A 12,335-nucleotide genomic window follows, 5' to 3' on the forward strand; every position below is an offset into this window, starting at 1 on the left:
AAAAGCCGCCTTTGCACTAAAAGGCGGTTTTTTTAAATTTGGATCAAATAGTGTCAAATCAAGCAATAAAAGAAATCAATATAGAATGGCTATATGGCCATGCCATACAACATAAGAAGAAACTGGTTGTGGCAAATTGTGTTGCTGTTTTGGCTGCGGTTATCAGTGTACCGATACCTTTAATGCTTCCATTGTTAGTCGATGAAGTACTGCTGCAACAACCAGGTTCTGGCATTGCATTCCTTAATCGATTAATACCACCATCATTACATAGTCCTCAAGGCTACATAGCGATGGTTTTACTGCTTATTATTATGATGCGCCTAGTCAGTCAGGGGCTGAATATATTACAAGCTCGTCAGTTTACTTTAGTGTCTAAGTCGCTCACTTGCACATTACGAAAAAGACTTTTAGAAAAACTCGGCAAAATCAATATGCGTCAGTACGAAGAGAGGGGAAGTGGGGCTCTGACTTCTTATCTCGTCACGGATATCGAAACTGTTGATAAGTTTATCGGTTCGACTATGAGTCGATTTGTGGTCAGTATTCTATCGATTATCGGAATTTCGATGGTCTTGTTTTGGTTAGATTGGAAACTGGCGCTTTTCATCATTTTACTTAATCCAGTCATTGTACTGTTGTCCAAAAAGATGGGGCATAAAGTAAAAGAACTAAAGAAAAAAGAGAATCATTCCTTTGAAAGGTTTCAGCAACGATTAGTCGAAACACTGGATGGCCTGTATCAGTTGAGAGCGTCAAATCGAGAGCGAGAATACCTAGAAAGATTAATGCAAGATGCCGATGGCATCAGGCAAGACGCTGATAATTATGCGTGGCAATCAGATGCAGCTAATCGAATTTCTTTTTTATTATTTCTCGTTGGTTTTGAAATATTTCGAGCAGTAGCGATGGTGATGGTGCTGATGGGGGATCTTACTGTGGGCCAAATATTTGCCGTCTTTGGTTACCTTTGGTATCTGCTTTCACCTATACAGGATTTGCTTAGCATACAATATTCTTGGTTTAGTGCATCAGCAGCAATGAAGCGTTTAAATGGTTTATTAATGCTGGAAGAGGAGAAGGTATACCTACCAAAACTTGTTCCTTTTGAGAAAAACCAGTCGTTTGATATAGAGTTTAAGAACATTGAATTTGCCTATGACTCAGAAAGACGGGTTATCGATGACCTGAGCTTATGTATTCCTAGAGGAAAACGAGTTGCTTTGGTCGGTGCGTCTGGAGGGGGTAAATCGACACTAATTCAGCTGTTGCTTGGTATTTATCAAAAAACCAGCGGGGATATTTTAATCAATGGTCATCCTATAGAGGATGTCGGTTATGAAAGCTTAAGAGATAGGTTAGCTGTTGTGTTACAGCATCCTATGATCTTCAACGATAGCTTAAGAGAAAACCTTACTTTGGGTGAGAATTACAGTGATGAAGAACTTTGGAGCGCGCTTAAGGTTGCTCAACTGTATGAGTTTGTGATTGCGCTACCAGAACAATTGAGTTCCGAACTCGGCCGCCAAGGTGTTAAGTTGTCGGGGGGGCAAAGACAGCGTTTAGCGATAGCAAGAATGGTATTGGTTAACCCTGATTTCGTGGTGCTGGATGAAGCTACATCGGCGTTAGATACGTCGACAGAATCTGCTTTACACTATGCCTTGAATACGTTTCTCGATGGTAAAACAACGTTGATAGTAGCGCATCGATTATCGGCTGTAAAACAAGCTGATTTGATCTATGTACTGGAAGATGGAAAAGTTATTCAATCTGGGAATCATCATGAGCTTGTTCAAAAAGAAGGGTTGTATCAGACGCTTTATGGCACGCAAGTGTAGGACCAAAAAACAATAAAAAAGGTAAGACTTTTGAAGTCTTACCTTTTTATTTATGCTTTATCTAGCAACGGACGCTAAGGTTGTAATATAAACAAACTACAGTGTCTTAGACATACCTGACGATGCTTGACTGGTCGCTGATTGGCTACCTGCACCTTTAGGTTTATAGCGCGCTTCTTTTAATGGCGCTGCCTTGACTTCAATCTCTTTAATATCTTGAGGTCCAGGTGCTTTCGTCATTACTGATGTTGCATGAGCTTTTAGCTTTTTAGTGGTCGCTTTAGTTTTCGCGACGACAACCGCCTTTTGCTTAACTTCAACTTCAGTTTGCTGAGTAGCCACTTCCACTGGCGCCGCATTATCTTCAACGACTGGCGTTTCAATCACAGATGCTTCAACAATGGGTTCTTCAACGACTGATGTTTCCACAGCCTCTGCTTCAACGATTGGCTCTACAGTGACCGGAGTTTCCATCATCGCCGTTTCAACAACTGACTCTTCGACAACGGGTGCTTCTATTTCAGTCGTCTTCTGAATAGGTGCATCAGTGACGATTGTTTCTGCTATATCGTTCGCTGGAGCAGCTTCGTTTTGAACAGGTGCTTCGATTGGTGCTTGCTCAATAACTGGTGCAGTTTCAATCGTAGGCGCTTTGTCTTCAACAATATCGCGAAGGATAATGACTTTACCCATTGCCATTTCAGGGCACGCGAAACCATTCAGAGCGATTTGCTCTACTTCAGGCGTAATGCGTGTTCTTTCTTTATATCTTGGCTTCGCAAGATCGTACTTAGGCATCACTTTACCCATTGCCATTTCAGGAGAGGCAACCCCACCTTTACGTAGGCGGAAAGGGTTAGGTCTGCGGTCACGACCACGACGGCGACGTTGTCCACTGGCACGTAAATGACGAGGAGTACGACGGTTACGGCGTTTCGTCTCTTCTTTGTTTTCGCCTTCAGCAACAACGGGCATGTTAGCCTCAACAACCTCTTGAGCCACCTTAACGTCTTGCTCTACCTTCGCTTCAACTTGAGTCACTTTCTCTTGTTGAGCGGCAGTATCTTGTTGGTCTTTAACTCTAACCTGCTTCTTAAGCTGACGACGTTGACGACGTTGCTTAATAACCTGTGTTTGCTTCTCCTCTACAACAGGAACAGCAACCTCAACTTGTGCTTCAGCAGCAATTTGTTGGCCTTGCTCTGCGACTTTAGCGTTAGACTTGATAACCTTTTTGTCTTGCTTAGGACGTCGGTTATCTCTGCGTTGATTTGGTTTAGTCTCTGCTTGTTCTTCTTGCTGGTCATTGCGAACAGGCTTGTTACGATTTTTGTTTTGATCGCGGGTGCCTTGTTGATCACGATTACCATCACGAGGATTGCGACGACGGTTGTCATTGCGATTATTGCGATTATTACGAGTATTACGATTGTTCTGAGGTTGCTCAGCAGGTTTCTCTTCTTTTTCTTCTTCCACAGGGGTAGAGAAGAAACTTGTCAGTGCCTTGAACAGACGTGAAACAACACCAGGTTCGTTCGTTTCAGCTTTAGCGGGAGTTTCTGCTTTAGCTGGCGTTGGTGCTGAAGGTGTAGGTTGAGGAGCCGGCGCAGCAAAACCTTTTAGCGCGGGTTCTTCAATCTTCTTCGGTGTAATGTCTGCTTCAGAAGGCTCTGTTGCTTCTGCTTCTTTCATTGCTTCTAATTTCTTAGGAACCAGGTATGAAAGAATGTCGTGTTCTTCGCCACCACGTACACGGACCACCTCAAAATGAGGGGTTTCCATGTCGGAGTTTGGAACAATGATTACCCTTACATTCTGTGAAGATTCAATGGTATTAACAGAACGACGTTTTTCATTAAGAAGATAGGAAGCAATTGCGACTGGGACAACAGCAACAACTTGAGAGCTGTTGTCTTTTAGCGCTTCTTCTTCAATAAGTCTAAGTACAGACAATGCAAGTGATTCATTATCACGAACCACGCCCGTACCGGTACAACGTGGACAAATATGGTGACTTGCTTCTGCTAGAGACGGGCTCAAACGTTGACGAGACATCTCTAACAAACCGAAACGAGAAATACGTCCGATTTGAACGCGTGCGCGGTCCAAACGAACGGCTTCACGTAATCGATTTTCAACTTCACGTTGGTTACGAACAGGTGTCATATCAATAAAGTCGATAACCACCAACCCACCAAGATCACGCAGACGCAACTGACGAGCAATTTCATCGGCGGCTTCTAGGTTAGTGTTTAGTGCTGTTTCTTCGATATCACTGCCCTTCGTTGCACGAGCGGAGTTGATATCAATAGAGGTTAGCGCTTCAGTTGGGTCGATAACGATTGAACCGCCAGAAGGCAAACTCACGTTACGTTGGAAGGCTGACTCTATTTGGGTCTCTATTTGATAGTGACTAAATAGCGGAACTTCGCCATCATATTTCTTAACACGGTTAAGAAAATCAGGACGAATAAGTTGAATATGTTGTCTGGCGCGTTCGTAGATAGTGGCGCTGTCTATTAGTATTTCACCAATGTCACGGCGTAAATAATCACGAATCGCTCGTACAATAACGTTACTTTCTTGGTGGATTAGGAATGGAGCAGGGGTTGTGCCTGCGGCTTCCGTTATCGCGTTCCAATGATTAAGTAATACGTTCAGATCCCACTCTAGTTCTTCAGCACTTTTGCCTACACCTGCAGTACGAACGATTAAGCCCATACCTTGAGGGAGTTCTAAAGTATTTAGTGCTGATTTAAGTTCTGTACGCTCATCACCTTCGATACGGCGAGAAATACCACCGGCTCTAGGATTGTTTGGCATCAGAACTAAATAACTACCCGCAAGCGAGACAAATGTCGTTAGTGCTGCTCCTTTATTGCCGCGTTCTTCTTTTTCAACTTGTACAATGACTTCTTGGCCTTCAGTAAGCACTTCTTTAATGCTTGGACGACCTTGGTAAGTGTACCCTTTAGGGAAGTAATCGCGAGCAACTTCTTTAAGAGGAAGAAAACCATGTCTTTCTGCACCGTAGTCAACAAATGCAGCTTCTAAACTTGGTTCTATACGTGTGATTTTGCCTTTATAGATATTTGCTTTTTTCGATTCATGGCCAGGGCTTTCGATATCAAGATCGAAAAGTCGCTGTCCATCGACCAAAGCGACACGCAACTCTTCTTTTTGAGTTGCGTTGATTAACATTCTTTTCATTTTTTAATTTCTCGTTGATTATTCTTTATTTTAATTACATATGCCGCTTGGCTTCGATACCGATGGTGTCAGATCCCATGACTTAATAAGTGCAGCCTCACGGCTGGAAGGGATGCTCTCGGACACTCCAGTCATCAGGAACTAAATGAATAGGTCCTGATCCACAACTTTGGTGGTGAATACTCAACATCAGTGAACGATGAGTAGAGCGACAAGTAAGCTTTATTCTCAACGTCTTACGCCATACGCTGCATCGAATAATAAAACTCTTCTACTCATTTAGCTTATTGCTGCTGGATAATCAGAAAAATTGCGAAATGCATTCAAATTACCCATAGCAGGTGTGACTATAGCAGTGCGGTGAAAATACAGCAATCTGCTTTGTTATAAACAGGCAAAATATTTGAAAGTAGTTAAAATTTCGAAAAAGCTATCTTTTTGATAAATAATAGTTTTTATAAGGTTGCTCTAATTTTGTCCAATTTTAATCCCAATATTTATACACAGGCTACGTTCACGAGACTCATTCGACATTAATTGCCGTATATCGACGTTAGATAAGATGAAATAAGTAAAGAGTGATAAAAACTCAATTTGAATGATAGAATGTGCGCCATGAATGAGATAAAAACGAAAGTCCAGTTTGTCGATATTGATGCTGATATGGCAGGACAACGCATAGATAATTTCATGCGTAATCAACTTAAAAACGTGCCTAAAAGTCTGATCTATAGAATCATTCGAAAAGGTGAAGTGCGTGTAAATAAAAAACGAATCAAAGCGGAATATAAACTTCAGCCGGGAGATATTGTTCGAGTACCACCAGTAAAAATGGAAGAGGTTGAACAAAAAGATGTGCCTAACACGAAACTAAACAAAGTTGCTGAGTTAGAGAGTTGCATCATATTTGAAGATGAGCACATGCTTGTCTTAAATAAACCGTCCGGAACCGCAGTTCATGGTGGGAGTGGGTTGAAATTTGGTGCAATAGAAGCGCTCAGAGCATTACGTCCTGATGCGCGCTTTTTAGAATTAGTCCACCGTATTGACCGGGATACATCAGGAATATTGCTTGTCGCGAAGAAACGCTCTGCACTGAGACATCTGCAAGCCCAATTTCGTGAAAAAACGGTACAAAAATATTACTTCGCGCTTGTTATGGGGCATTGGAAGCCAAGTTGTCGCCTAGTAAATGAACCATTACTGAAGAATGAAGTGAACAGTATTGTTCGTGTAAATCCTAATGGCAAGGCTTCTGAAACGCGTTTCAAAATAGTAGAAAAATTCACTGAAGCGACATTGGTTCAAGCGAGTCCAATTACAGGGAGGACGCATCAAATTCGCGTCCATGCGCAATACACAGGACACCCAATCGCGTGGGATGATCGATATGGAGACCGTCGATTTGATGCTTATACTGGCAAGGTTGGTTTAGACCGGCTCTTTTTACATGCCGCCAACATTAAGTTTTCCCATCCTGCTACAGAGGAAAAGATAGATATCTCAGCGCCTATGGAAGGAAGATTAGAAGCGGTACTTCAGCGATTAAGAGGTTAAAAAACGTATCGTTAAGAGCCGAGAACAGAGACGCCTTGTTTTTCTAGCATATCTATCAATGTAATTAACGGGAGCCCGATTAAACTATTCGGGTCTTTCCCTTCTAATCTATCAAAGAGTGCAATGCCTAACCCTTCACTCATAAAACTGCCCGCACAGGTTAGTGGTTGCTCTCGTTTGACGTAATCTTCTATCTGTTTTTGATTAAGTGTTCGGAAATGAACCTTAAAAATATCCAGTTTTACTGAGGTGCTATTTGTGCTGGTATTATATAAAGCTAACCCAGTATAAAAAGTGATGCATTGTCCACTTGCAGCAGTGAGTTGCTTAACGGCATTTTCTACTGTGTGGGGTTTACCGATAATGTCTCCATTAATGACGCAAACCTGATCAGAACCGATTATGAGGGAATGATCATCAGTTTTGCAGCTCTTGGCTTTATTTAAAGCCAACCTAAGGACTAATTGTTCCGGTGCTTCTCTTTCTAATGGGGTTTCATCACAGCTTGGATTGACCTGTTTAAAAGGTATCTGGATTTTTTCCAAAATGGATTTTCGAAACGGCGAGGTTGAAGCCAAAATGAGGTCCAATTTATTCATAGGAAATGTCTTGTTGAGCAGAGAATAGCGACAGAATAAACGATAATTAAAAAAAGCATAACTTTTTCACTTTTCCTTTGACTCAAGACGATTAGAAATATATTATTCGCGCCCTATGCAAAAAGTAAAAATTCCACGCACGGTAGATCCGGTTAAAGCCGCACAAAGTAGACTAGATTTCGATGGTATCATCCAACCTAGTTTATTTAAGCGCTTAGCTGAGACGACCTCAGGCGTAAAACGCGACGCAGAAGTCTCATTGTCTTTTGAGATGGATGAACAACGATTAACCGTTATCTCTGGTAAAGCTAACGTTGAAGTCGATTTAGAGTGTCAGCGTTGTAACGAGATTTTCGCACATGAGTGCGAAGTTCAATTTACTTATACTCCTGTTCGCAGTGAGAAAAGTGAAGTGGATACACCCGAAGAGTACGATTTGGTAGATCGGAACGAGTACGGTGAGATCGATCTCATACAACTAGTTGAAGACGAGTTCATTCTTGGTTTGCCTCAAGTGGCAATGCATGATGATGCGAACTGTAGCGTTAATACAGATAATTTGGTGTTTGGTGTGCTTCCGAAAGAAGTTGAAGAAGATAAACCAAACCCATTTGATGTTTTAAAAAGCTTAAAGCGATAAGCTTTAAGTATAGACAAAGGAGTAGGGTCCATGGCCGTACAAAAGAGCAAAAAATCACGTTCAATGCGTGGCATGCGTCGTTCACATGATGCGCTAACTACAGCTGCACTTTCTGTAGACCCAACAACAGGTGAAACTCACCTGCGTCACAACGTGACTGCTGACGGTTTCTACCGTGGCAAAAAGGTTATCAACAAGTAAGGTTGACCTTTGAAAACTATTACCGTTGCACTTGATGCAATGGGCGGGGATTTCGGTCCCTGCGTAACAGTGCCTGCCGTCGTGCAGGCACTGTCGCATTTCCCAGAGCTAAAAGTGATTGTAGTCGGTGATCAATCCATGATCGCACCTGAATTGTCTCGCCTAGGATATGTGGGAGATGATCACTCAATCAGTCATCGTTTAACTATCTCCCATAGTGAACGAGTCATATCTAATTCGGAAAAACCCTCCCTAGCTTTGAGAAACAGTACTGGCTCGTCGATGCGTATTGCCATTGACGCCGTAGCCGACGGCACAGCGGATGCTTGTTTAAGTGGCGGGAATACCGGTGCTCTAATGGCACTTTCCCGGTTTAGACTCAAATTATTACCTGGTATAGAGAGACCTGCTTTAGTGTCGGCCCTTCCTACGGCTTTAGGTAAGAAAACTTGGTTGCTTGACCTCGGTGCAAATGTGTCAGTAGATGCGGATACGTTATTCCAATTTGCTGTGATGGGTGGAGCATTAGCTGAAGAACACCTAGATAGACCACCAAGAGTGGCTATACTCAATATCGGTGAAGAAGAGATTAAGGGCAATGACTTAGTAAAACGATGTGCTGAAATGCTGAGTCAAACTAAATCGATTAACTTTAGTGGTTATATTGAAGGCAATCAGTTACTTCACGATGCGGCCGATGTCGTTGTATGCGATGGTTTTGTCGGCAATGTTTGTTTAAAGACAGCAGAGGGTGTTGCCCACCTTTTTATTGGTAAACTTAAAGAGCATATGGCAACATCAAATCTAAAGGGTTGGATAGCAAGAAAATTATTTGCCAACCTAATAGAAGAGATAAAACTGCTGAACCCCGACCAGTACAATGGCGCAAGTTTGTTAGGATTGCGCGGTATTGTGATAAAAAGTCATGGAAGTGCTGATGTGGCTGCTATTGTCAATGCTATTGGTGAAGCAGTACACGAAGTCAAACGACAAGTACCAAGTCGTATTAGTGACCGCTTAGAAGCGGTGTTACTCGAGAGGCATTATTAGTCTATATGTACAGTAAAATATTAGGTACGGGCAGTTATCTGCCATCTCAGGTGCGTTCAAACGCAGACCTAGAGAAAATGGTAAATACCACCGATGAATGGATCGTAACACGAACTGGGATTCGTGAACGTCGTATCTCTGCACCGGATGAAACGGTAGCAGACATGGCAACAATAGCCTCTCAAAATGCTATCGATATGGCTGGATTAGATAAGGACGATATCGATATGATTATCGTCGCAACGACCAGTGGTTCAAATGCCTTCCCATCGGCTGCCTGTGAAGTTCAAGCAAAATTGGGTATTAAACATTGCCCAGCTTTTGATATGGCGGCGGCATGCTCTGGATTTGTTTATGCGCTTTCAGTTGCGGATCAGCATATTAAATCAGGTATGTGTAAAAATGTGTTAGTGGTTGGTGCGGATGCTCTATCAAAAACCTGCGATCCTACCGATCGTGGCACCATCATTCTTTTCGGTGATGCAGCAGGTGCAGTTGTGGTCGGTGTAAGCGAAGAGCCGGGGATTCTATCAACGCACATCAATGCCGATGGGCGTTTTGGTGATCTATTAAGCCTTAAACATCCTGGTCGTAAAAAAGAAAAGAGTGAAGGTGAATTCGCTCAGACTGACGACATTAATAGCTGGCTTCATATGGCTGGAAATGAGGTATTTAAAGTGGCTGTTACGCAATTATCTCGTTTGGTTAAAGAAACGCTTAAAGCAAATGGTATGGATAAATCTGAACTCGATTGGCTTGTACCACATCAAGCAAATTTAAGGATTATCTCTGCGACGGCTAAAAAACTGTCTCTGCCTTTAGAGCAAGTAGTTATTACGCTAGATCGCCACGGTAATACGTCTGCGGCAACGGTGCCTACAGCATTAGATGAAGCAGTACGCGATGGGCGAATTCAACGTGGACAAACCATTCTATTGGAAGCATTCGGTGGTGGTTTCACCTGGGGCTCCGCTTTAATTAAGTTTTAAAAATTAAATTCAGTAGATAGGCTCTCGTTTATCTACTTCAATTAATAATGCATTGCTTGAGGGAAAATAACTATGAGCAAATTTGCTATCATATTTCCGGGTCAAGGTTCTCAAACTGTTGGTATGCTTGCAGAGCTTGGTGAACAATTTGATGTTGTAAAAGCAACCTTCGCTCAGGCTTCTGAAGCGCTAGGTTATGACCTTTGGGCCTTGGTTCAAAATGGTCCAGTAGAAGATTTAAATCAGACTTCTCGCACTCAACCAGCATTGCTTGCTGCATCTGTGGCTATTTGGCGTGTATGGCAAGAGCAAGGCTTGGAACAACCTGTCAATTTAGCAGGACACAGCTTAGGTGAATACTCGGCGCTTGTTTGTGCCGGAGTGCTTGATTTTCAACAGGCGATTAAACTGGTCGAATTACGTGGTCAGTTCATGCAAGAAGCGGTACCTGCTGGTGTGGGTGCGATGTATGCCATCATAGGATTAGACGATGAGTCGATCGCAAAGGCATGTGAAGAAGCGGCGCAAGACGAAATTGTCTCTCCGGTTAACTTTAATTCACCTGGTCAGGTTGTGATTGCTGGCAACAAAGCAGCAGTAGAGAGAGCGGGTGTACTTTGTAAAGCGGCGGGCGCGAAACGAGCGCTACCTTTACCTGTATCGGTGCCTTCTCATTGCGCATTAATGCAACCAGCAGCGGATAGATTAGAAATCGCACTGCAAGATATTGAATTTAACACACCAATTATCCCAGTGATTAATAATGTTGATGTCATTGCGGAAACGGATCCAGAAAAAATTAAAAATGCTTTGGTTCGTCAACTTCATAGCCCTGTTCGTTGGACCGAAGGTGTTCAACAAATGAATGACGATGGTGTTGAAAAGCTCTATGAATTAGGCCCAGGAAAAGTGCTAACGGGTTTAACTAAACGTATTGTTAAAACGCTTACCGCTGCGGCAGTAAATGATTGTGCTTCATTAGAAGCAGCGAAGTAAAAAGAGAGATAGAAGATGAGAAACCTAGAAGGCAAAGTAGCACTGGTTACTGGTGCAAGCCGTGGTATTGGACGCTCAATTGCGGAGCTTCTTGTTGAACGAGGAGCGACAGTTTTTGGTACGGCAACAAGTGAAAATGGCGCCGTGGCTATCAGTGAATACTTAGGTGAGAATGGCAAAGGTTTTAAACTCAATGTGACTGAGCCAGAATCTATTACAGACGTTATCAAAGAGATCACAACAAATTATGGCGGCGTAGATATTTTAGTTAACAACGCTGGTATTACTCGTGATAATCTATTGATGCGTATGAAAGATGACGAATGGACGGATATCATAGATACTAACCTCACGTCTATTTTCAGACTGTCCAAAGCAGTTTTGCGTGGCATGATGAAAAAACGTAACGGACGTATTATTAATGTCGGTTCTGTTGTCGGAACTATGGGTAACGCAGGTCAAACTAACTATGCCGCAGCGAAAGCGGGTGTGATTGGTTTTACTAAGTCTATGGCACGTGAAGTTTCTTCACGCGGTGTAACAATTAATACTGTTTCACCCGGTTTTATTGAAACTGACATGACAAAAGCACTGAATGATGAGCAGCGTGCTGCTACACTATCTCAGGTACCTGCGGGACGCTTAGGTGACCCACGTGAAATTGCAGCAGCGGTAGCATTTTTAGCTTCTCCAGATGCGGCATATATTACTGGTGAAACACTTCATGTAAACGGTGGAATGTACATGGTTTAAATTGTGCACTATGTTTTGTGTATGATTTAGGTCAAAAATGTACCTATTTCCGGTCAAAATCGTAAAAATTGTGGTTTGACCAGCGATCACACCCTTGCAACTTTTAAAAGTTTGAATAAACTACGGAAACATCGCATAACGCGAAAGTCTGTAAAGGAAAAGAAAAAATGAGCAATCTCGAAGAACGCGTAAAGAAAATCATTATTGAACAGCTAGGTGTAGACGAAGCAGAAGTTAAGAACGAAGCTTCATTTGTTGACGATCTAGGTGCAGATTCTTTAGACACTGTTGAGCTAGTAATGGCTTTGGAAGAAGAATTCGATACTGAGATTCCAGACGAAGAAGCTGAGAAAATCACTACTGTTCAAGCTGCAATCGACTACGTTACCAGCGCTCAGTAATATTTCTCTCTCAGGCGGTCAACCTTGACCGCCTGAGTTTTATCTAAAATACGTTATTTCCCCATCAAATCATTCATTCAATCCCGGAGAAAATTATC

General features: G+C 42.5%; 11 protein-coding genes. 9 read left to right on the forward strand and 2 right to left on the reverse strand.

Annotation, left to right across the window (positions count from 1 at the left end; translation table 11 throughout):
* Positions 1 to 50: 50 nt before the first annotated feature.
* Positions 51 to 1,841: an ABC transporter ATP-binding protein gene (locus tag AACW90_RS08725; protein WP_390233260.1), complete on the forward strand. Its 1,791-nt coding sequence runs from the start codon at positions 51 to 53 to the stop codon at positions 1,839 to 1,841.
* 96 nt (positions 1,842 to 1,937) lie between these two features.
* Here the strand turns inward: AACW90_RS08725 and rne are convergent, their stop codons facing one another.
* Entirely contained in the window at positions 1,938 to 5,051 is a 3,114-nt protein-coding gene (gene rne, locus AACW90_RS08730) for a ribonuclease E (protein ID WP_390233262.1), read from the reverse strand.
* A gap of 615 nt (positions 5,052 to 5,666) precedes the next feature.
* Here rne and rluC point away from each other — a divergent pair.
* Complete coding sequence (gene rluC, locus AACW90_RS08735) at positions 5,667 to 6,608, forward strand: 23S rRNA pseudouridine(955/2504/2580) synthase RluC (protein ID WP_390233264.1); 942 nt, start codon at positions 5,667 to 5,669, stop codon at positions 6,606 to 6,608.
* An 11-nt stretch (positions 6,609 to 6,619) separates the two neighbouring features.
* Here rluC and AACW90_RS08740 read toward each other — a convergent pair whose 3' ends face one another.
* A complete protein-coding gene (locus AACW90_RS08740; protein WP_390233266.1) occupies positions 6,620 to 7,207 on the reverse strand; it encodes a Maf family protein in 588 nt (195 codons plus the stop codon).
* A 115-nt stretch (positions 7,208 to 7,322) separates the two neighbouring features.
* Between AACW90_RS08740 and yceD the strand changes: the two genes are divergently transcribed.
* From yceD to acpP, 7 genes are all read left to right on the forward strand, one after another.
* A complete protein-coding gene (yceD, locus tag AACW90_RS08745; protein WP_390233268.1) occupies positions 7,323 to 7,847 on the forward strand; it encodes a 23S rRNA accumulation protein YceD in 525 nt (174 codons plus the stop codon).
* Between the two features lie 30 nt (positions 7,848 to 7,877).
* Positions 7,878 to 8,048: a 50S ribosomal protein L32 gene (gene rpmF, locus AACW90_RS08750; RefSeq protein WP_195702757.1), complete on the forward strand. Its 171-nt coding sequence runs from the start codon at positions 7,878 to 7,880 to the stop codon at positions 8,046 to 8,048.
* A 9-nt stretch (positions 8,049 to 8,057) separates the two neighbouring features.
* Positions 8,058 to 9,098 (forward strand): phosphate acyltransferase PlsX, encoded by a 1,041-nt coding sequence (gene plsX / locus AACW90_RS08755; RefSeq protein WP_390233270.1) that lies wholly within the window; start codon positions 8,058 to 8,060, stop codon positions 9,096 to 9,098.
* A gap of 5 nt (positions 9,099 to 9,103) precedes the next feature.
* Positions 9,104 to 10,087, forward strand: a complete 984-nt coding sequence (locus tag AACW90_RS08760; RefSeq protein WP_195702759.1) for a beta-ketoacyl-ACP synthase III — start codon at positions 9,104 to 9,106, stop codon at positions 10,085 to 10,087.
* A gap of 72 nt (positions 10,088 to 10,159) precedes the next feature.
* Complete coding sequence (fabD, locus tag AACW90_RS08765) at positions 10,160 to 11,083, forward strand: ACP S-malonyltransferase (protein ID WP_390233273.1); 924 nt, start codon at positions 10,160 to 10,162, stop codon at positions 11,081 to 11,083.
* 15 nt (positions 11,084 to 11,098) lie between these two features.
* On the forward strand, positions 11,099 to 11,836 hold the full coding sequence (gene fabG / locus AACW90_RS08770) for a 3-oxoacyl-ACP reductase FabG (RefSeq protein ID WP_390233275.1): 738 nt from the start codon (positions 11,099 to 11,101) through the stop codon (positions 11,834 to 11,836).
* 167 nt (positions 11,837 to 12,003) lie between these two features.
* Positions 12,004 to 12,237, forward strand: coding sequence for an acyl carrier protein (acpP, locus tag AACW90_RS08775; RefSeq protein WP_017051317.1), 234 nt, complete (start codon positions 12,004 to 12,006; stop codon positions 12,235 to 12,237).
* The last annotated feature ends 98 nt before the right edge of the window (positions 12,238 to 12,335 follow it).

The organism is Vibrio frigidus, from assembly GCF_042465995.1.
GTDB lineage: Bacteria > Pseudomonadota > Gammaproteobacteria > Enterobacterales > Vibrionaceae > Vibrio.

Coding starts and splice junctions, on each gene's coding strand:
- AACW90_RS08760 (WP_195702759.1), top strand. CDS start 9,104: ATGTACAGTAAAATATTAGGTACGGGCAGTTATCTGCCATCTCAGGTG.
- acpP (WP_017051317.1), top strand. CDS start 12,004: ATGAGCAATCTCGAAGAACGCGTAAAGAAAATCATTATTGAACAGCTA.
- AACW90_RS08740 (WP_390233266.1), bottom strand. CDS start 7,207: ATGAATAAATTGGACCTCATTTTGGCTTCAACCTCGCCGTTTCGAAAA.
- fabD (WP_390233273.1), top strand. CDS start 10,160: ATGAGCAAATTTGCTATCATATTTCCGGGTCAAGGTTCTCAAACTGTT.
- rluC (WP_390233264.1), top strand. CDS start 5,667: ATGAATGAGATAAAAACGAAAGTCCAGTTTGTCGATATTGATGCTGAT.
- yceD (WP_390233268.1), top strand. CDS start 7,323: ATGCAAAAAGTAAAAATTCCACGCACGGTAGATCCGGTTAAAGCCGCA.
- rpmF (WP_195702757.1), top strand. CDS start 7,878: ATGGCCGTACAAAAGAGCAAAAAATCACGTTCAATGCGTGGCATGCGT.
- fabG (WP_390233275.1), top strand. CDS start 11,099: ATGAGAAACCTAGAAGGCAAAGTAGCACTGGTTACTGGTGCAAGCCGT.
- rne (WP_390233262.1), bottom strand. CDS start 5,051: ATGAAAAGAATGTTAATCAACGCAACTCAAAAAGAAGAGTTGCGTGTC.